Here is a 20,403-nt window from a genome sequence, read left to right as displayed (position 1 = left end):
GCACCATCGAACTCCACGACGACCGCACGCCGTGGCGGGTCGTCCACCGCCACTCCCGGACCGACCGGCGGCCGTACCCGTGACACCGGGGGCGGATCGTCGATCCCGGCGCCGGGCAGCTCAAGATCGGGTCGCAGGGAAATCACACCGTCAGAATCCACGCCACAAGGCTGATCTTCCCGAACCACGGTGTCAACAGGTGTTTCGGCAGCTGGACCCGCCGTTTCGCCCAGACCGATTCCGGGCCTCCACGCGGGCCCCAAAACGCCCGGCACGTCACCGCTCGTGCCGTCCGTCAGGCGGGGCCGGCGGGAGGTCTGGCGCCGTCCCCGTGCCGCAGGTTGATCGTCTCCTCCTCCAGGATCCCGGTGGTCCGGCTGACGAAGTCCAGCAGGGTGCGCAGCTGCTCCTCGTCGTACCCGTCGACGACCGCCGAGACGCGCGCGCCGAAGCCGGCGAAGATCCGGCCCAGCTCCCGCTGCGGCGCGCCGTCCTCGACGGGACGCACGATCGTACGGCGCCGGTCGGTCGTGTCCGGCTCGCGGCGCACGAGGCCCGCCTTCTCCAGCCGGTTGAGCACCTGGGCGGTCGCGGCCGACGACATGCCGGTGAGCTCGGCGAGCCGGCCGGGGTTGGTGGGCCCCGACCGCAGCAGGATCTCGGCGCACTTGTAATCGGTCACGTTGAGGCCGACGCGCTCGGCGGCCGCCGTGTGGAACAGCACGACGGCCGTGCTGAACCGGCTGCCGAGCTGGCGCCCGAGGTCGTGCCGCAGCGCGTCCTCCCGGTTCCGGTCGTCTTCCTGACCCACGTCTCCTCCAGCCGGACTTGACACCTCTGCGCTCCGCTCGATACAAGTAGCTAAAGTTTTTAGCTAATAACTTTAGTAAACATTTTAGCGCATCGACCCACGGACGGCCCACTCGCCATGCCGGTGACCCGGCCGTCCCGCAGAACGGAGATCACCATGTTCCGCGTTCTCATCGCCGGCGGCGGCATCGGCGGCCTGTGCCTGGCCCAGGGGCTGCACCGGGCCGGCGTGGACGTCACCGTGTTCGAACGCGCCGCCTCGCCGGAGGAGTTCAAGGAGGGATACCGCATCCATCTCGACCCCGACGGCAGCCGCGCCCTGCACACCTGCCTGCCCCCCGAACGGTTCGCGGCACTGGAGGCGGCGTGCGGCCGGCCACCCCGGGCGTTCGCCTTCCTCGGCCGGAACCTCGGCGAGCTGCTCTCGATCGACGTCCTCCCGCCCGGCGCGCGGCCCGACCCGATCGCCGCGCACCGCTCGATCAACAGGTACACGCTGCGCCGGATCCTGCTCGATGGGCTCGGCGACCGGGTGCGGTTCGGCAAGGAGCTGCGCCACTACGAGAGCGAAGGTGACGTCACCGCCCACTTCGCCGACGGCAGCCACGCCACCGGGTCCGTCCTCGTCGGCGCCGAGGGCACCCACTCCCCGGTCCGCGCCCAGCTGCTGCCGCACGCCGGTCGCGTCGACACCGGCGTCGACGGGATCGCCGGGCGCCTCCCGCTGACCCCGCGAACCCGCCGTCTGCTCCCGGCCCACCTGGAGCGGGGACCGGCCATGGTGCTCGCCCCCGGCGGGCTGAACCTCTTCCTCGCCACGCACGAGAACACCTCCGGCACCGGCGACCTGCCCGAGTACATGCTGCCGGCCGACCACGGCGACTATCTGGTCTGGGCGTTGAGCGCGCGGCGCAAGGCCCTGCCGGCCGGCGGGATCGACCGGATCGAACCCGAGGAACTGCACGCGCTGGCCCTGCGCCTCGCGCACGCCTGGCACCCGCACCTGCGCCAGATCATCCAGGAGACCGAACCCGCGACGGTATCGGGGTTCACCATCCGGACCGCGACACCGGTGCGGCCGTGGCCGGCCGGCAACGTTACCGTACTCGGCGACGCGATCCACAGCATGCCGCCCTCGCGCGGCATCGGCGCCAACACCGCGCTGCGTGACGCCGGCCTGCTGTGCGCCAACCTGCTCGCCGCGCGCACGGCGGACCCCGCCGCCCTCACCGCCGCGATAGCCGACTACGAGCGGCAGATGCGCGGATACGGTTTCGCGGCGGCGAAGGCCTCCGTACGGGCGCTGAACCAGTCGGTGATCGTGAACCCGCTGGCATTCGCGGCGTCCGCGGCGACACTGCGGCTGTTCAACGTCTTCCCGGCGCTCCGGGACCGGGTGTTCGGGTGACCACGGGGCCGCTCCGGCGGGCGGTCCTCCACGGGACCGCCTTCGCGCCCGCCCGGTGGCGAGCACCGTCGGGGCGGGGGCGCCGCCCGTAGGACGAAACACCCTCCGGCCGGTGAGACGCCGTCCGGCCGGGGAGGCTCCGGCTGGTCGGCGGAGCGCCGGCTATCCGGTGGAGCGCGCCGGTGGGAAGCCGCGCATGTGACGCAGTTCGAACGGGGGCGCCGGTGGCAGGGGGACGTCCCGGTCGAGGTGATCGGCCTGGAAGGACCGGAGCAGGTAGGCGACGAGCCTCCGCGACGCCGTGAGCGCGTCCTCGGCGGATTCGGCGACGATGCCGCTGTTGGCCATGAGCAGCAACGTGAGGTCCGCCTGCTCGAAGTCGGCGCGCAGGCGTCCGGTGGCCTTGGCCCGCCGGGTCAGCTCGGCGAAGCCCCGCTCGGCACGGACACGTTCCCGCTCGTGGTCGACCGCGTCGGGGAAGGCCGTCAGGAACGCCGCGGTGAATCCCCGGTTGGCGGCCTGCATGGCGCACACCTTCTCGATGACCGTACGGAATCCGCGCCACGGGTCGGGGTCGGCGAGGGCGTCGTCGACGACCGACACACACGCCTCCATCTGGTCGGCGAACACCTCGGTGATCAGCGACTCCCGGGTGGGAAAGCGCCGGTAGAGCGTGGCCACCCCGACACCGGCCCGGCGGGCGATGGCGGCCATCGGCACGCCGAGCCCGAGCGTGGCGTACGCCTCGCGGGCGGCCCCGAGGATGCGTTCGCGGTTGTGCAGCGCGTCCACGCGGAGCCCGGACGTGTCCGCGGGACGCGGTATCCGAGAGGAACGGATTGGCATGTCTCTCACATTACCCCAAACGGAGCCTCCCCTCCGTTTGTCCGGTTAACCTGGTGATACGTGGAAATCGCCGCCTATTTTTTCCCGGGCGTGCGGAGCTCTTCCCGAGCCGCGAGCCGGTGACAGCCGTCGCGGCCACCGGAACACAACGGTGGCACGACGGTGGCACGACGGTGGCACGACGGTGGCATGGCCGGGCACGGCGACGCCCGCCCGCGCGCCCTCGCGACGCGCCACCGGGAGACCCGACCGACATCACGACCATGCGGAAGCCCGGCGACCGGCCGGGCGGATTGGACGACGAGGACAGTGAACGAGATGCGCGCGGCCAGGTACGACGGATACGGCCCGCCGGAGGTGCTGTACGAGGGCACGCTGCCCAAGCCGGTCGCGGGGCCGGGCGAGGTGCTGGTGCGCGTGCACGCCGCCAGCGTGAACGGAGGGGAACTCCTCGGCCGGGCGGGGAGGGTGCGGCCGATCACAGGGTGGCGCTTCCCGAAGGGCACCGGGATCGACTTCACCGGCGAGGTCGCCGCCCTGGGCTCCCCCATGTCCGGCCTCGCGGTGGGCGACCGGGTGTGGGGGCTGCTGCCCCGGGCGTCCTTCGGAAGCGCCGCCGAGTTCGTGGCCGTCCGCCCCCGGCAGCTCGCCCTCGCCCCGGCGGGGCTCGACCCGGCCCAGGCCGTGAGCCTGCTCGCCGGAGGCACGACGTCGATCACCGCCCTGCGCGACAAGGCCCGCCTCAGGGCGGGCGAGCGGCTGCTCGTGCGGGGCGCGAGCGGCGGGGTCGGCAGCGTCGCCGTCCAGCTCGGGCGGGCGTACGGCGCGCACGTCACCGCGCTCGCCGGGGCGCGGAACCTCGGCTTCGTACGGGACCTCGGCGCCCACGAGGCCTTCGACTACGCGACCACCGGCCCGGACGACCTCGGCCCCTTCGACGTCGTCCTCGACACCGCGATCGGCACCGAGCTCGGCGCCTTCCGCAGGCTCCTGGCACCGGGAGGGCGGATGGTGTCGATCACCTTCGATTCCCGGCACACGCTCTCTTCCCTGTCGTACATCCTCGCGTCCACCGTGTTCGGCCCGCGACGCGTGCGGTTCTTCAGCGGCAACCCCACCCACCGGCTCCTCGCCGACCTGACCCGGCTGGTGGAGAGCGGGGACCTGCGGCCGGTCGTCGACACGATCCACCCCCTCGCCGCCATCGCCGAGGCCCACCGGGCACTGGAGGCCGGCGGCGTACGCGGCAAACACGTCATCCGCATCGGGTGAACCGGGTGAACCGGGTGAGCGGGAAGGTCCCGCCGCCCGTACCCGGAGCGGCGGGACCCTCGGCGGCGCGAGGTCAGGAGCGGCGCAACCCGAGATACTGGAGCTCGGCGAAGACGCCGACCAGGAGACCCTGGGCGAGGACGAAGGCGACGCCCAGCGGGTTGGGGTCCACCCAGCCGGTGAACAGCAGGAAGACGCTGTCCACGGCCCACAGCGCGTTGAGGGCGATCAGCGCCCAGACGCCTCCCCGGGGCGGGACCGGGCGGGTGGCCAGGTAGGCGATGAACGCGACGACCGGCAGCAACCCGATCCCGGCCCAGCGGACCAGCGGCTCGGGAAGGGCGAGCAGCCCGGCGAGCGGGGTCGCCGCGACGGCCAGGGCGAGCGCGAACCCTCCGGTGAGGAGGGTGTCCGCCCACAGCACGCGGGTCAGCGGGGGGGTAGGGCGAGTGGTGGTCGTGCTCATCGGTGTCTCCTTCGCTGAAGGTGTCGGCTTCCGATTCGCGGAGACCGGAAGTGCCGGCTCCCGGCTTCACGGAAACGGAAACTGTCGGGGCTTCCGACACACCCAGCACACCGCCTCACCCGCTGCCAACTGCAGACACGGCACTGCCATTCACTGCCAGTTCTCCCTGCGAAGATCGTCGGCGACGAGTTTGGCCGCCGCGTTCTGCCAGTTGTAGAGCGTGCGTTCGGGCACCTCGCGGACGAACCAGTCGAACACCTGCCGCTCGGCGGCGGTGAGCCCGGCGCGCCCGGCCCCGCGCCGGTAGGGACGCAGCCCCCGGACGTACGGGAAGTACAGGACGTTGTAGAACCGCCACTCCTCGCTGGTGCCGAACTCGCCGTCGCGGGGCTTGAGCCGCTGGATACTCTCCAGCAGCAGGTGCTTCAGCTCGGCCGCCCGCTCCAGCGGGATGTCACCGGTGATCCGCGCCTCGATCACCGGCAGGTTCGCGAGCGGGCTGCCGGCGAGCTTGCCCAGATCGCCGTAACCGGCCAGGGCGCGCCGCGTCAGCCTGACGAACTCGGCCTCGTCCGGCGGCGGCGGCCCCTGCTCGCGGCGCGGCAACGCCTCGGACGTCTCGCGCAGCTCGGCCCGCTCGCGGCGGATCACCGGATCACCGGGAAAGGCGATCCGGTCCAGCGCCCGGTGCACCGGACCGGCCAGCGTCTGTACGGCGACGGCCACCGCGATCACGCCGAACAGCAGCGCCGAGAGCGCGGGCGTGGGCTCGCCGAGCGTGACGGCCAGCGCGACCTGGCCCCCGGACGCGACGGCCACGACCGCCGCCCCCAGCAGGGACCGCAGCATGTCGCGCCAGAGCGCCTCGCCCGCCTGGAACGCGCTGGACATCGCGATCGCCACGCCCAGCAGGATCATGTCCACGTCGACGGCGACGACGGAGAGCGGGCCGGGCGGGCCGAACAGCGGGAACATGAGCAGCGCGGCCCCGAGCCCGAAGAACAGCGTGGCGACCGCCGCCAGCCACCCGACCCTCGGCGGCCTGGCCCGCACGAGCAGCACCAGCACCCCGGCCAGCGGCCCCAGCAGCAGCACCCCGGTCACCACCCGCGCCGCGAGGCCCGCCCCCGCCCCCGGGCCGGACACCAGCAGCCACCCGAACGCCACGAGCGTGAGGGGTACGAGCCCCCTGGACCAGGCCCGGTCCAGCCGCTCGCTCCCGGGTACGAGGGTGAGCACGGCCCCCGTCCAGAGCAGCGCCGGCAGGTGGACCAGCGTGGTCTCGACCGCGTCCAGCACCTCCACCGCGGGACCCGGTACGGAGGTGAGCACCTGGGCGATCGCCAGCGCGGCACCGTAGGCCAGCAGCCCCAGCCCGGCCCGCCTCGGCCCGCGCTCCCGAGGATCCCGCGCGATCACGTAAAACCCGAGCCACCAGGTGAGCCCGAACACGGCCGCGACGGCGAAGAGCATCCCGCCTCCCTTCCCGGCCGCGAGCGTACCGGTCGCGGGCGCCCGCCCTGTCAGGAGGTGAAGGGGGCGGGTTTGACGTGTTCGAACAGTCTTTTCAGTCTTTGAATCGGACAAATGCCTTTACATTGTAGATTAGTAGATTAACGGCTTCGGGGGGCGAGACCCGCCCTCACCGGATCCGTGACTCGATGCCGTCCAGCAGATAGTCCAGCCCTGCGGTGAACACCGGGTCCCAGTCGTTGCCGACCGGGGATCCGTGCGCGGCGAGCGTCGGATACAGCTCGCGGCGGGTCAGCACGTGCAGGTCGGCGGCCCGCTTCCACCCGGCCTCGCCGTACCCGGTACCGGCGACCTGCATCGTCGCCGAGCCGATGACGTAGTTGGCCAGGGCGTACGCGGCGGCGGTCAGACGGGGACCGGTGAGACCCGCGCCCGCCAGCACGGCGTGCAGGTATTCGGTGCGGGCCAGGACGTTGGGGCCCAGCAGGGGCCGGTCCAGCACCGTCACCGACCACGGGTGGCGCAGCATGGTGGCGCGCCAGCCGGTGATCAGGACGACGGCGTCGTCGCGCCACGCGCCCCCCGCTCCGGACCGGACGGGCACCGCTCCGGACACGGCGCCGTCGCGCCACGCGTCGCCCGCTCCCGACGGGGCCGGGACAGGCATCTCGTCGCCCGCCGCCGGCGGAACCGGAACGGGCACACCGCCCCCAGCTCCCGGCGGGACGGGCACCTCGCCGAACACGGCGTCGAGCGCGAGGTCCAGCACGTCGTCCTTGGTCTCGACGTGCAAGTAGAGCGTGGTCGCGGCGGTCTCCAGCCGCTCGGCGAGGCGGCGCATGGTCAGCCGGCCGGCCCCCTCCTCGTCCAGCAGCTCCACCGCCGCCGCCACGATCCGCCCGAGGGTGACGACCGGCTCGGCCCGGCCCTCGCGCGGGGGGCGCAGCCACACCCCCGGCGCCGCCTCACCGCTCCGGCGCCGCGTTCTCCTGCCCGGCGTAGCGCTCACGATCCTCCGCTCCCCGTCTCTCCCACTCCGGAGATCTTAATGGCTTGAGAACCGGCCCGATCAATGTTCATAGTGTATGACCAATGTTCTAACTGCGGTTTCTCTCCAAAGAGGCGAGGCCGCCACCTTCGAGGGGACGCCACCGTGGGACATGTCGAGGCCGACGAGCTGACCTACGTGCTGCCGGACGGACGGCTGCTGCTCAACGAGGTGTCCTTCCGCGTCGGCGACGGCGTCGTCGCGGCGCTGGTCGGCCCCAACGGCGCGGGAAAGACCACCCTGATACGGCTGATCGCCGGTGACCTCTCCCCCTCCTCCGGGCGGATCACCGCGTCCGGCGGGCTCGGCGTGATGCGCCAGTTCATCGGAGGCCTTCGCGGGGGCCTGACGGTACGCGAGCTGCTGCTGGCGGTCGCCCCTGAACGCGTACGCGCCGCGACCGCCGAGCTGGAGCGGGCCGAGCGCGCGATGGGGGAACGCGACCTGGAGGAGACCCAGCTCGCCTACGCCCGCGCCCTCGGCGACTACGCCGACGCCGGCGGCTACGACATCGAGGTCACCTGGAGCGCCTGCACCACCTCGGCCATGGGCGCCGGCTACGAGCGGGTGGCGGGCCGCGACGTCGGCACGCTGTCGGGCGGCGAGCAGAAGAGGCTCGCGCTGGAGGGGCTCCTGCGCGGCCCCGACGACGTCCTGCTGCTCGACGAGCCCGACAACTACCTGGACGTCTCGGGCAAGCAGTGGCTGGAGGAGCAGCTGGAGGCCACCCGCAAGACCGTCCTGCTCGTCTCCCACGACCGCCGTCTGATCGCCAACACGGCCACCCGCGTCATCACCGTGGAGTCGCGCGGGGTGTGGACCCACGGCGGGGGCTTCGCCACCTACGCCCAGGCCCGCCTCGACCGCAACGAGCGCCTGCACGAGCGCCGCCGCCGCTGGGACGAGGAGCACACCCGCCTCAGGAAGCTGGTCCACACCCTGCGCCAGAAGGCGACCAACAACGACTCCGTCGCCTCCGCCTACCGGGCCGCGCAGACCCGGCTGGGCAGGTTCGAGGAGGCGGGCCCGCCGGAGAGCGCGCCCAGGGAGCAGAACGTCCGGATGCGCCTGAGCGGCGGCCGTACCGGCAAGCGCGCGCTCACCTGCACCCGCCTGGAGCTGACCGGCCTGACGGAGCCGTTCGACGTCGAGATCCACTACGGGGAACGGGTGGCGATCCTCGGCCCGAACGGTTCCGGCAAGTCCCACTTCCTGCGGCTGCTGGCCGAATCGGGAGTCGGCGCGCTCCCCCCGGCTGCCGGGCCGGTACGGCACCGGGGCACCGTGGAGCTCGGGGCCAGGGTCGTGCCCGGCCACTTCGTCCAGACGCACGCCCGGCCCGACCTGGCCGGACGGGCTCCGGCCGACATCGTCACGGCCGCCGGGTCACTGACGCTCAACGACGCCATGGCCTCCCTCGCCCGCTACGAGCTCGCCCCGGCCGGCCGCCGGCCCTTCGAGACCCTCTCCGGCGGCCAGCAGGCACGCCTGCAGATCCTGCTGCTCGAACTGTCGGGAGCCACCCTGCTGCTGCTCGACGAGCCGACCGACAACCTCGACCTGGCCGGCGCGCAGGCACTCCAGGACGGCCTCGCCTCCTTCTCCGGCACCGTCCTCGCCGTCACCCACGACCGGTGGTTCGCCGACGACTTCGACCGGTTCCTGATCTTCGGCGCCGACGGGGAGGTCCAGGAGTCCGGCGAACCCCTCTGGCAGCCGGACCGGCCCCGCCGCGCACGGTGACGGACCAGGAAACGCGGCAGGCCGGGAAACGGCGGCGCCCCCGGGACCGACGACGCGCACGCGATGTCCGCGATGTCCGGGACGCTCGTGTTCCTCGGACACGGGCCCCGATCGCGATCGGGCGAACGTCTCGCTAAGGGGGTGGGCCCGAGTCGTCGTCATCGTCGGTTCCCCGCCGGTACGAGGGTGGGAACCGCCGCGAGCAGTTCCCTGGTGTACGGCTCGGCGGGGGCCGCGAACACGTCCGCGACGTCTCCCGTCTCGACGATCCGCCCGTCCCTCATCACCGCGACCCGGTCGCTGACGTGGTGGATGACGCCCAGGTCGTGCGAGATGAACAGCATCGCCACCGCCAGGTCGCGCCGCAGGTCGGCGAGCAGGTCGAGGATCTGCGCCTGGATCGAGACGTCGAGCGCCGACACCGGCTCGTCGCAGACGATCACCTCGGGGGACGGGGCCAGCGCGCGGGCGATGGCGACCCGCTGCCGCTGGCCGCCGGACAGCTCGCGCGGATACCGTCCCAGCGTCGTCACCGGCAGCCCGACCTGGTCGAGCAGCTCGGCGACCCGGCGGCGGCGCTCCTCGCGCCGGGCCCCGGTCAGGGCCACCGCCTCGCCGACGACGCGGCCAACTGTGTGGCGGGGGTCGAACGAGCCGAGCGGATCCTGGTAGACGGCCTGGATCCGGCGCCGCCTCGTCCTGCGTCCGCGCTCGGGCACGCCGCTCCACGGCTCGCCGCCGAGCCGTACGACGCCCTCGTCGGGTTCCAGCAGGCCGAGCGCGATGCGGGCGGCCGTCGTCTTGCCCGATCCGGACTCGCCGACCACGCCCAGCGTCTCCCCGGCCCTGAGCTGGAACGACACGTCCCTGACCGCGTCGTGCCAGCCCCCGCCCGGGGTGCGGAACCGCTTGGAGACACCCTCGGCCGCCAGCACCACGGCCCCCTCCTTCTGGCGGGGTTCCTCACGCGCCACGCCGACCCTGACGGGCTCGGGGGCACGTGACGCGGGGTACCAGCACAGCGCCCGATGTCCTAGCCCGATCTCGACCGGGTCGGGGAGCTTGTCGCGGCACTGCTGGTCGGCGTGCGCGCAGCGGGCGGCGTACGGGCACCCGTCCGGGCCCGGCGCGGGCCGGGCCGCCGCGACGGCCGACAGCGGCGTGCCCTTCGCGTGGGCGGCGGGCACGGCGGCGATGAGCGCCCGGGTGTACGGGTGCCGGGGGTCGCCGAGAACCCGGGCTGCCGGGCCCTCCTCGACGATGAGCCCGTCGTACATGACGGCGATCCGGTCGGCGAGTTCGGCCACGACGGCCAGGTCGTGGCTGATCAGCAGGAGGGCTGTGCCGTTCTCCTTCAGCCCGCGCAGCAGCGCGAGGATCTGCGCCTGCACGGTGACGTCCAGCGCGGTGGTGGGTTCGTCGGCCACGAGCAGGCGTGGCCCGGCGGCGAGTACGGACGCGATGAGCGCCCGCTGCCGGAGACCGCCGGAGAGCTCGTGCGGGTACTGGCGCGCGCGCCGGTCCGCGTCCGGGATACCGGCGTCGGCCAGCAGCGAGAGCACCCGCCCTCCGACGCCCGCCCGGTCCACGACGCGGTGGACGCGCAGCGTCTCGGCGACCTCGGCGCCGACGGTCCTGAGCGGGTCCAGCGACACCAGCGCGTCCTGGAGCACCAGGCCGATCCGGCGGCCCCGGACCGCGCGCCAGCCCGTCTCGGTCAGGGTCGTCAGGTCCTCGCCCTCGAAGGTGAGCTCGCGGGCGCCGACCGTCGCCCGGTCGCCGGCCAGGCCGACGAGCGTGCGCGCGGTGACGCTCTTGCCGGAGCCCGACTCCCCGACGATGGCCAGGCACTCACCGGGCGCGACCGTGAACGACACGTCCCGTACCGCGTGGATCCGCTCGCCGTCGAGATGGAAGACGACGTCGAGTCCCTCGACCACGATCACGGCGTCCTCCTCGTGGTACGGAGTCGGAGGGCGATCACTGTGCCCTCCCGGTGGAACGGTGTCGGAGGGCGAGCACGGCCCTCCCGGTGGAACGGCGCGGGAAGGCGGTCATGGTGTCCTCCTGGTGAAGCGGCGCTGGGCGGAGCGGCCGATCACGTTCACCGCGATCACCGTGGCCGTGATGGCCGCCCCGGGGAACACCCCGATCCACCACGCCGTCTCCAGGAAGTCGCGGCCCTCGGAGAGCATCGCCCCCCACTCCGGCGCGGGCGGCTGGGTGCCGAAGCCGAGGAAGCTCAGCCCGGATCCGGCGATGAGCGCCGTGCCGAAGCCGACGGTGGCCAGCACCAGCAGCGGGCCCAGGGCGTTGGGCAGGATGTGCCGCGCGACCAGCGTCGACCGCCGCAGCCCGAGCCCGCGGGCCGCCTCGACGTACCCCGACCGGCGTACCACCAGGGCCTCGGCGCGGACGATCCGCGCGTACCCGGGGGTGAAGGCGATGGCGATGGCGAGCACCACATTGGCGGTCCCGCCGCCCAGTACGGTGATCACGAGCAGTGCGACCAGGAGCTGGGGCAGCGAGAGCAGGATGTCGGCCACGCGCATGACGGCCTGGTCGGCCACCCGCCCGCCCAGCGCGGCGGCGAGGCCGAACACCGCTCCCCCGGCGACGGCGAGGCAGGTCGCGCCCAGCCCGAGGAGCAGGGACGGCAGCGCGCCGTGCACGACCCGGGTGAACAGGTCACGGCCGAGCTGGTCGGTGCCGAACCAGTGCTCGCCGCCGGGCGGCAGCAGGGCGTTGACGGGATCGATGGTGATCGGCGAGGACGCGGTCAGCGCCTCCGGCACGACGGCGGCAACCAGGATCGGGACGAGCACGGCCCAGGCGGCCACCGGCGACCAGCGCCGGACGGCGAACCGCGAGCGGGCGGGGGGACGGGCGAGGGCGCGGCCGGGGAGTCCGGGAAGCCCGGGGATCACGGTCACGCGATCACCCGGCCCGCAGCCGCGGATCGATGACCGCGTAGAGGAGGTCGACGGTGGTGGAGATGAGGACGAACACGAAGGCCGACAGCAGCACCACGCCCATCACCACCGGCATGTCCTTGTTGCCCACCGCCTGCAGGGTGAGCGCGCCGATGCCCGACCGGCCGAAGACCGTCTCCACCAGGACCGCGCCGCCGAGCAGCGTCCCGACGAGCCATCCGGTGAGGGTGGCGAGCGGCACCGCCGCGTGCCGGAGCGCGTGACGCAACCTGACCGCCGTCTGGCTCAGCCCCCGCGCCCGTGCCGTGACCGCGAACGGCTGCGCCAGCGCGGCCTCCAGCCCCTCGCGCAACACCTGCGCGAGGACACCGGCGATCGGCAGGGCCAGCGTGAGCGCGGGCAGCACCAGCGCCGCCAGGTCCTGCGCGCCGACCACGGGGAAGATCTGGAGCTGGAAGGAGAACGCGGTCAGCAACAGGATGCCCAGCCAGTACGAGGGCAGCGAGACCGCCACCAGCTCCCAGGCCGTCGCCGCGGCCCGCACCCCGCGACGCCGTCCGGCCGTCGTCACCGCCGACACCAGCGCGATCAGGACGGCGAGGGCGATCGCCGCCGCGGCGAGCTGCACGGTGGCGCCGAGCTGGTCGCCGATCAGCTGCCAGACCGGCCGCTGGAGCTGGTACGAGGAGCCCAGGTCGCCGGTGACGACCCTGCCCAGGTAGCCGAGATACTGCAGGAGCACCGGCCGGTCGAATCCGAACTCGGTCCTGATGCGCTCCCTGACCTCCTCCGACGCGGTGGTGGCCGGTCCCAGCAGGGTCGCGACGGGGTCTCCCGGGATGAGCTGGAGGGCGACGAAGGCGAGGGTCGCGGCGCCGTAGAGCACCGCGAGGCCTGCCACCAGCCGCCCGGCGAGCGTTCTCACCGGACCGCCACGCCCGCCCTTCCCTGCCTGTCCGGCCTTTTCCTCGGGAGTAATCACTGGTTCGGCGGGAGTGGTCACTGTGCCGTCTTGGCGAGCCACACGTCGTAGAACAGCGGCCAGGCGTTGGCGTCGAGCGTGAGCCCGCGCACCTGCTTGCCCAGGCCGAGCACCTGCGACTGGGTGTAGACGGGAATGACCAGCGCGAGGTCGACGGCACGCTGCTGGGTCTTGCCGTACACGTCCTTCCTGACGGTCTCGTCGAGGGTGGCCCTGCCCTGGTCGGTCCACGCGGTCAGGTCGCGGTCGTTGAGGAACGTGGCGTTCTGGCCGCCCTTCTGGGGCTTGCTGGCGCCGTTGAAGAGGAGCCACAGCACGTCCGGCTCGAAGCGCGACCAGCTGTAGTCGGCCATGTCGGCCTTGCCGCCGTAGACCCGGTCGAGGTAGGTGCCGATGTCGGCCTGGGGGCGGACGACCTCGACGCCGATCTTCTTGAGGTCGGCCTGGAAGGCCTGGCCGAGGATGTCGCGCTGGTCGCGCACGTATTGGGCGGGCAGCAGCGGCCAGTCGACGATGAGGCGCTTGCCGTCCTTGGTGCGGTAGCCGTCCGCGTCCCGGCCGGTCCAGCCGGCCTCGTCGAGCAGCTTTCCGGCCAGCGCCTGGTCGTAGGGCCAGCTGTTCTCCAGCGCCGCGTTGTAGCCGGGGGTGGTCGGCGCCAGCGGGCTCCACGCCCTCTTGAACTGGCCGAAGTAGAGCGCCTTGACGTTCGTGTCGACGTCGATTCCGCGCTGGAGTGCCTTGCGTACCTTCTCGTCGTTGAGGGGAGGCTTGGAGGTGTTCAGGTAGATGCTGTAGTTGCCGCCCGGGTAGTCGGTCTTGAGGAGTGCGAGGTTGGCGTTGGCCTCGACCGCCTTCGCGTTGGCCGGGGGGATCGCGGCGGCGACGTCGATCTGGCGGCTGTTCAGCGAGCCGACCCGGACCGAGGCCTCCGGCAGGAAACGGACGGTCAGCTTGTCGAGGTAGGCGGGCCCGGTGTGGCCGCCGGTCTTCGGCGCCCAGGCGTAGGCGGTGTTCCTGGTCAGGACCGCCTCCTGGCCCTTGGTGTAGCCGGTGAAGACGAACGGCCCCGTACCGACGCCGACCGGCCCGCCCGAGCCGAGCGTGGCCGCGTTGGCCGCGATCGTCTTCGGCGAGTAGAAGCCGAGGTAGGCCGTGCTGGCGGCCTGCAGGAACGGGGCGAAGGGCGCGGAGAACTCGACCTTCACCGTGAGCGGGTCGACGACCGTGGTCCCGGTGTACGGGCCCAGGAGGTTGGAGGCGAGCTGCGACTTGGTCGCGGGGTCGGCGATGCGGTCGAAGTTGACCTTCACCGCCTCGGCGTCGAAGGGGGTGCCGTCGTGGAACGTGACCCCCTTTCGCAGCCGGAAGGTGTAGCTCTTCAGGTCGGGCGCCACCTCCCACGACTCGGCGAGCCACGGGTGGAACTTGCCCGAGGCGTCCTCGGCGACCAGCGAGTCGAAGACGTTGCGGAGGATCGCCCCCGTGATGTCCTGCGAGCTGACGTGGATGTCGAAGGAGACCGGCTCGGTGTCGGCCGCGAAGGTCAGCGCCCCTCCCTTGACGGGAGCCGCCGCCACCGAGCCGCTCCCGCCACCCGTCTCGCTCGTACCGCCGGAGGAGGTGGCGGGGGAACCGCAGGCCGCCAGCAGGAGCGCGGCACTCGCCATCACTCCGATTCTGGTTCGCGTTCCGATTCGCGACGGCCCGAATATTCTGCGCACGTGCATTTCACCGCTCCGGCGGGTTGGTAATAGAATGAGGAGAATTCACTTTCGCCGAAAGGCTAAACCGGGGCCCGCGGTGGAAACACCCCTGTCAACCCCTAGCGGAAAACTCCTTCGGCCAGCGGATACCGGGGGACGGACACGCGCAGCTCGACGCGCCACCCCTCCGGCGTGCGCTGCAGGACGTCGAGATAGTCGCCGTTGTGCACGCTCCCGTCGGGGAGGATCGCGAGATAGCGGCTCCGCGCGCGGACGACGCCCTCGCCGTCCACGAAGACGTGCGTGTCGAGAGTCTGGTGGTCAGGACCGTGCGGCCTCAGGCTCAGCGCGAACTCGCCGATCGCGGGCAGCCCGCGCACGACACGCCCCGCTCCCCTCCTCAGCTCGATCACCGCGTCGCCGGTGAACACCCTGCCGAGGTCGGCGACCTCCGCGTTGTCGAAGACGTGGGAGAACAACGCGAGCGTCCCGCGAATTCCGGAAACATCCTCCAGTGACAATTCATCCATTTCTCGCCGCCCGCTCAGGAAATCTGCTGGAGGATACCGAGGCGGTCCGGGAGAACGTTGTACCGCACGATCTTCCCGTTTTTGAACGTTATCCGGCTGACGCTGTTCCCGATGAAATGCCGCCCGCTCGCGGGGGCACCGAACAGCGGGGCGCGGTGGACCCCCTCGATCCGCCAGAAGACCACCACCCGGTCGCCTTCCGCGATCAGGTCGGTGACGGTGGCCTTGACGTCCTCGACGGTCTCCCAGACGCCCTGGATGTGGTCGCGGAAGTCCTCCCTGCCTCCGGGCCCGGCTCCGGGCGGCACCGTCTCGTCGACGGCGTCCTCGGCGATGATCTCCTCCAGCAGCTCCGGGCGCCGCAGGGTGATCAGCTCCTCGTAGAGGCGCCGGGCGACCTCCTTGTTCGCCTCCGTGCCGGTTTCCGGGCCCGTTCCCGTTTCCGTGTCCGTTCTCGTTTCCGTACGGGGGCTCGTGCCGGTGTTCGTTTCCGTGCTCATCGCGGAACTCCTTGTCTGGGGAAGCCTTGCTCGGGTGCGGCTTATCTGGGCGCGTCGCCGGGGAAGGCGGGCGGGAGGAGGATGCCGTTGTTGGCGCTGAGGCCGCCGTCGACGGGGATGGTGACGCCGGTGACGTACGACGCCGCGGGCGAGGCCAGGAACCAGATGACCTCGGCCTGCTCGCGCGGATCCGCCCAGCGCCGCTGCGGGATGCGGCCGGTCACGGCCGGGCCGAGCGTGGGGTGCGACAGCACGCCCGCGGTCATCGCGGTCGCCGTACCCCCGGGCGCGATGGCGTTGACCCTGATGTTCTCCACGGCGTAGTCGATCGCCGCGCCGCGCACCAGGTTGATCACCGCTGCCTTGGCCGCGTTGTACGCCCAGGTGACCGGGTCGCCGCCGAGCCCAGAGACCGACGAGGTCGCCACGATCGAGCCACCGCCCGCCGCTCGCAGGGCAGGCAGGGAGGCCCGGATGCCCAGCGCCACACCTCGCACGTTGACGGCGAGGATCCGGTCGAACCGGTCGATGGCGCCCGGTGACTCCAGGGGGCCGGCGCCGCCGATCCCGGCGTTGAGCACGACCGCGTCCAGCCGCCCGAACTCTCGGACGGCGAGGTCGACCATGGCGGCGTTGGTCTCCTCCGTGGACACGTCGCCGACGAGCGGGACGACGCCGTGGATGGCGGCGAGCTTCTCCAGCCCCTCCCTCGCCACGTCGACGGCGACGACCTTGGCTCCCCTGTCGGCGAACAGCTCCGCGGTCGCTCTTCCGATGCCGGACGCGGCACCGGTGACGACCACGACCTGAACACTCATGCGCTCCTCTTCTCTGTGGGATCGGTGGGATCGGTGGGATCGGTGAGTCAGGACGGCTCGGTGGAACTCGTGGAGTTCGTGGAGTTCGCGGATTCCCCGGGCGGGACGAGCGCGTCGATCCATTCGCGGACCGCCGCCACCGTCGTATCCGAATAGTCTTCGAGCACGGTGAAATGGTCACCGGGCACGTCGACGGTCTCGTGCGGCAACGGCCAGAAGGCCCGCCAGTCGAACCGTCCCGTGGGGTCTATGACGGTTCCGCGCAGCGGTTCCCGAGCCCGGACGACCAGGGTCCTGGCGCCGATCGGCTTGGGCTGCCAACCGGCCAGGATCCGGCCGTACGCGCCCATGGTGGTGAGGCTCGCGTCACTCCAGACCATCCGGTAGCGCTCGATGCGCTCCACCATCCCGGTGAGCATCGCGGCCAGCCACCAGTCCCGCATGCCCTCCAGCGTCGGGCTCTCGATCGGGTAGGAGTCGATCAGGACGAGCCCGGCCGCCGGGGTGCCGCGGTTCTCCAGCTCGGCCGCCACCGAGTGCGCGATGCAGCCGCCCATGGACCGGCCGAGGATCACGAACGGGCCGTCGCCGATCAGCTTCTCCACGGCGTCGGCGTGCATCTGGATGAACGTCTCCTCACTGTCCGGGAGGAGGTCGTCCGGCGCGTACCCGGGTGAGGGCACCACGTGGACGTCCCGCTCGCCGCGCATGGCGTGGCCGAGGCGGGCGTACTCGTGCGGGCCGGAGATGGCGCTGACGGCGGGGAAGCAGACCAGCGAGACCGGCGCGTCGCCGGAGGCCAGCCGGATCGGCGCGACGGTGTGCTCGGCGGCCTCCGCCGCGCCGAAGCTCGACCGCAGGTGGGAGACCACACCGATCAGCTCGGCCGCGGCGGCGAACTCGCCTCGGCCGCACAACTGGCGGTAGAGGTCGGACAGCGGTCCCTGCCGTACCGCTCCGCTCTCCTCGTTCCGCGCGGAACCGGTGGCATCGGCATCGGCGGGCTCGCCGGGGCCGGGAGCGTTCGCGAGTTCGGGCAGCAGGTAGCCGGTGAGGGCCTCGGGCGTGGGATGGTCGAACGTGACCGTCGCGGGCAGCCGCAGGCCGGTCAGCGCGTCGAGCCGGTTGCGCAGCTCGACGGCGGTGAGCGAGTCCAGGCCGAGGTCGTTGAACGGGCGGTCCGGCGCGACGGCTCCGGCCGACGTGCCCAGGACCGCCGCCACCTCCGCCGTGACCACGTCGAGCACGGCTCCCGCCCGCTGCTCCTCGGGCAGTCTGGCCAGACGGTGGGCCAGCGCGGGACCGGTCGCCGCGGAGGTCCTGGCCACTCGTCGCTGTGGCCTGACCAGGCCGCGCAGCAGCGGGGGCGGCTGCGCTCCGCCCGCCCGCAGAGCGGCGAGGTCCAGCGGCGCGGGGACGAGAAGCGCGGGGACGGAGGAGGTAGAGGCAAGGGGGAGAGGGGAAGCGGAGCCTGGAGCGTCGGGGACGGGGGAAAGGGAGCCGGGAGCGTCGAGGGTGGGAGCGGGCACGGGAGCGGGGTCGAACCGTAGCGCCGCTTCGAACAGGGCCAGCCCGTCGGAGGTGGTCAGGGGACGGACCCCGGCGCGCGCCGCGCGGGCGCGGTCGGCGCCGGTCAGGTGCGCGGTGACACCGCTCGGCCTCGCCCACATGCCCCACGCCAGCGACAGCGCGGGCAGCCCGAGAACCCTCCGGTGCGCGGCCAGCGCGTCCAGGAAGGTGTTGGCCGCCGCGTAACTCCCCTGCCCCGGCCCGCCGAGGATCCCCGCGACGGAGGAGTAGAGGACGAAGGCGGCCAGGTCGTGGTCACGGGTCAGCTCGTGCAGGTTCCAGGCGGCGTCGACCTTGGGCCGCAGCACGGCGTCGACGCGGTCCGGGGTGAGCGAGGTGACCACGCCGTCGTCGACGACGCCGGAGGTGTGTACGACCGCCGTCAGCGGATGCGCCTCCGGAATCGCGGCCAGCACCTCGGCGAGGGCGTCCCTGTCGGCGGCGTCGGCCGCCACGACGGTGACCCGCGCTCCGAGCCCGGCCAGCTCCTCGACGAGCTCGGTGACCCCGGGGGCCCGCACCCCTCGCCTGCCCACGAGCACCAGATGACGGACCCCGCGTACGGCCACCAGGTGCCGGGCGAGCTCGCCCGCCAGGGCACCCGTGCCGCCGGTGATCAGCACGGTCCCCTCGGGATCCCATTCCCGGCCTTCGCCCTCGGACGCGGCCACGCGGGCGAGCCGGGGGACGAGCACCTTCCCGTTCCGTACGGCCACCTGCGGTTCACCGGAGCCGAGAGCGGCGGCGACCGCTTCCCGGACGGCGTCCGGTGAGACGTCCGTGACGTCGACGACGACGATCCGGCCGGGATGCTCGGCCTGCGCCGATCCGACGAGCCCCCAGACCGGCGCCGTAGCGGGATCGGGGCTCTCCCGCGCCGCCGTGGAGACCGCGTGGCGGGTCACGACGACGAGCCGCGACGGCCCCGGCCGCTCGGGCTTCTCGGATTCCCCGGGTTCCCCGGGTTCCTGGGAGGACAGCCACTTCCGCAGGAGTCCGAGCACCCGGTTCACCTGGCCGTGCGCGGCGGCGGACGGATCGGCGGGCTCGAACTCCGTTCCCGAGACGAGGACGACGTCGGGTTCCTGGTCCGCCTGGTCCACCTGGTCCACCTGTGGGGTCGCGGCGTCCGTCTCCGCCCAGGTCACCTGGAACAGCGCGTCGCGCTCGGCGGGCCGGACGGCCCGGAGCTGCTTGGCCGAGATCAGCCGGGCCCTGAGGGACTCGACACTCGCCACCGGGGCACCCGAGGCGTCGGCGGCGTACAGGGACAGCTCGTCCTCGCTGTGCAGCGTCAACCGGACGCGCAGCGCCGCCGCCCCCGAGGCGTGCAGCCGTACGCCGCTGTAGGCGAAGGGCAGGCGGTTCTGGCCGGGCGGGCTGTCGCGCAGCCCGTGGTGGGCCGCGATGTGCAGCGCCGCGTCGAGCAGGGCGGGGTGGACCCCGAAGAGCCCGGCGTCCGCCCGCTGCGGGTCGGGGAGCTCGACCTCGGCGAAGAACGCGTTCTCCGCGCGCCAGGCCGCTCTCAACCCCTGGAAGGCCGGCCCGTACGACAGTCCCGCCTCGGCGAGTACCGGGTAGACGTCGTCGATCTCGACGGGCGCCGCGCCCTCGGGCGGCCACACCTCCAGCGAGTCCTTCTCCTCCTCGTTGGACCGCGTGGTGAGGAATCCGGCGGCGTGCCGCGTCCATTCCGCCTCTCCCCCGGCCTCGGCGGGACGCGAGTACACGGCCACGGGGCGACGGCTCGCGTGATCGAGCGGGCTCTCATGGCCGGTCGCGCCCACGGCCACCTGGACGTGCACCGCACCGCGTTCGGGGATCACGAGAGGGGCCTCGATCACCAGCTCGTCCAGGGTGTCGAGACCGACCTCGTCACCGGCCCGGATGGCGAGCTCCACCAGCGCGGTGCCCGGCACGATGACTGTGCCCATGACCGCGTGGTCGGCCAGCCAGGGGTGGGTCCGCAGCGAGAGCCGTCCCGCCAGCAGGGTCGCGTCGGCGTCGGCGAACGCCACCGTGGCGCCCAGCAGCGGATGATTCGCGGGGGCCAGCCCCAGCCCGGACGCGTCTCCCGCTCCCGGCGACACGGGTTCGAGCCAGTAGCGCTGCCGCTGGAAGGCGTAGGTGGGCAGGTCGACCCTGTGCGCGCCGGGGAAGACCGTCTCCCAGTCGATCGGGATGCCGTGGATGTGGGCCTGCCCGAGTGCCAGGAACGCGGTCACCTCCTCGGGCCGGTCCTTGCGCAGCACCGGCACCACCACCCGCGAGTCGGGAAGAGACTGCCGGGCCATCGCCGACA

General features: G+C 72.7%; 16 protein-coding genes. 3 read left to right on the top strand and 13 right to left on the bottom strand.

Annotated features, from left to right (window positions below):
• Positions 1-295: 295 nt before the first annotated feature.
• On the bottom strand, positions 296-811 hold the full coding sequence (locus ACSC1Q_RS42495) for a MarR family winged helix-turn-helix transcriptional regulator (protein WP_436764425.1): 516 nt from the start codon (positions 809-811) through the stop codon (positions 296-298).
• A 156-nt stretch (positions 812-967) separates the two neighbouring features.
• Between ACSC1Q_RS42495 and ACSC1Q_RS42490 the strand changes: the two genes are divergently transcribed.
• Positions 968-2,218 carry an FAD-dependent oxidoreductase gene (locus ACSC1Q_RS42490; RefSeq protein ID WP_436764424.1) on the top strand — a complete coding sequence of 417 codons (1,251 nt, stop codon included), beginning with the start codon at positions 968-970 and terminating at the stop codon, positions 2,216-2,218.
• A gap of 162 nt (positions 2,219-2,380) precedes the next feature.
• On the opposite strand, the gene ACSC1Q_RS42485 is transcribed toward ACSC1Q_RS42490, so the two are convergent.
• Positions 2,381-3,064 (bottom strand): TetR/AcrR family transcriptional regulator, encoded by a 684-nt coding sequence (locus ACSC1Q_RS42485; RefSeq protein ID WP_436764423.1) that lies wholly within the window; start codon positions 3,062-3,064, stop codon positions 2,381-2,383.
• A 318-nt stretch (positions 3,065-3,382) separates the two neighbouring features.
• On the opposite strand from ACSC1Q_RS42485, the gene ACSC1Q_RS42480 reads away from it, so the two are divergent.
• Positions 3,383-4,336, top strand: coding sequence for an NAD(P)-dependent alcohol dehydrogenase (locus tag ACSC1Q_RS42480; RefSeq protein WP_436764422.1), 954 nt, complete (start codon positions 3,383-3,385; stop codon positions 4,334-4,336).
• A 73-nt stretch (positions 4,337-4,409) separates the two neighbouring features.
• On the opposite strand, the gene ACSC1Q_RS42475 is transcribed toward ACSC1Q_RS42480, so the two are convergent.
• The 3 genes from ACSC1Q_RS42475 to ACSC1Q_RS42465 all read right to left on the bottom strand — a co-directional run bounded on the left by ACSC1Q_RS42475 (position 4,410) and on the right by ACSC1Q_RS42465 (position 7,284).
• Positions 4,410-4,802, bottom strand: a complete 393-nt coding sequence (locus ACSC1Q_RS42475; RefSeq protein ID WP_436764421.1) for a hypothetical protein — start codon at positions 4,800-4,802, stop codon at positions 4,410-4,412.
• A 150-nt stretch (positions 4,803-4,952) separates the two neighbouring features.
• Positions 4,953-6,275, bottom strand: a complete 1,323-nt coding sequence (locus ACSC1Q_RS42470; protein WP_436764420.1) for a hypothetical protein — start codon at positions 6,273-6,275, stop codon at positions 4,953-4,955.
• Positions 6,276-6,444: 169 nt separating this feature from the next.
• The gene (locus tag ACSC1Q_RS42465; protein ID WP_436764419.1) at positions 6,445-7,284 is read right to left on the bottom strand and encodes a TetR/AcrR family transcriptional regulator; all 840 of its coding nucleotides are present in this window, start codon (positions 7,282-7,284) and stop codon (positions 6,445-6,447) included.
• 144 nt (positions 7,285-7,428) lie between these two features.
• Here ACSC1Q_RS42465 and ACSC1Q_RS42460 point away from each other — a divergent pair, with 144 nt between their 5' ends.
• Positions 7,429-9,066: an ABC-F family ATP-binding cassette domain-containing protein gene (locus tag ACSC1Q_RS42460; RefSeq protein WP_436764418.1), complete on the top strand. Its 1,638-nt coding sequence runs from the start codon at positions 7,429-7,431 to the stop codon at positions 9,064-9,066.
• 158 nt (positions 9,067-9,224) lie between these two features.
• Here the strand turns inward: ACSC1Q_RS42460 and ACSC1Q_RS42455 are convergent, their stop codons facing one another.
• The 8 genes from ACSC1Q_RS42455 to ACSC1Q_RS42420 form a co-directional block, all read right to left on the bottom strand.
• Entirely contained in the window at positions 9,225-11,012 is a 1,788-nt protein-coding gene (locus ACSC1Q_RS42455) for a dipeptide ABC transporter ATP-binding protein (RefSeq protein ID WP_436764417.1), read from the bottom strand.
• Positions 11,013-11,120: 108 nt separating this feature from the next.
• Positions 11,121-11,999 (bottom strand): ABC transporter permease, encoded by an 879-nt coding sequence (locus ACSC1Q_RS42450; RefSeq protein WP_436764416.1) that lies wholly within the window; start codon positions 11,997-11,999, stop codon positions 11,121-11,123.
• Positions 12,000-12,003: 4 nt separating this feature from the next.
• Entirely contained in the window at positions 12,004-12,924 is a 921-nt protein-coding gene (locus ACSC1Q_RS42445; protein WP_436764415.1) for an ABC transporter permease, read from the bottom strand.
• 74 nt (positions 12,925-12,998) lie between these two features.
• On the bottom strand, positions 12,999-14,648 hold the full coding sequence (locus ACSC1Q_RS42440) for an ABC transporter substrate-binding protein (RefSeq protein WP_436764414.1): 1,650 nt from the start codon (positions 14,646-14,648) through the stop codon (positions 12,999-13,001).
• A gap of 155 nt (positions 14,649-14,803) precedes the next feature.
• A complete protein-coding gene (locus ACSC1Q_RS42435) occupies positions 14,804-15,214 on the bottom strand; it encodes a nuclear transport factor 2 family protein (protein ID WP_436764413.1) in 411 nt (136 codons plus the stop codon).
• A 14-nt stretch (positions 15,215-15,228) separates the two neighbouring features.
• Positions 15,229-15,714: an ester cyclase gene (locus ACSC1Q_RS42430; RefSeq protein ID WP_436764412.1), complete on the bottom strand. Its 486-nt coding sequence runs from the start codon at positions 15,712-15,714 to the stop codon at positions 15,229-15,231.
• Positions 15,715-15,755: 41 nt separating this feature from the next.
• The gene (locus ACSC1Q_RS42425) at positions 15,756-16,532 is read right to left on the bottom strand and encodes an SDR family NAD(P)-dependent oxidoreductase (protein ID WP_436764411.1); all 777 of its coding nucleotides are present in this window, start codon (positions 16,530-16,532) and stop codon (positions 15,756-15,758) included.
• A gap of 47 nt (positions 16,533-16,579) precedes the next feature.
• Positions 16,580-20,403 (bottom strand): type I polyketide synthase (locus ACSC1Q_RS42420; protein WP_436764410.1); only part of this gene is annotated, 3,824 nt, incomplete at its 5' end.

It is taken from the genome of Streptosporangium heterodermiicola (assembly GCF_051390675.1).
Lineage (GTDB): Bacteria > Actinomycetota > Actinomycetes > Streptosporangiales > Streptosporangiaceae > Streptosporangium.
Note: the sequence above shows the minus strand (reverse complement) of the source record. Positions and strands in the feature narration are given on the sequence as shown.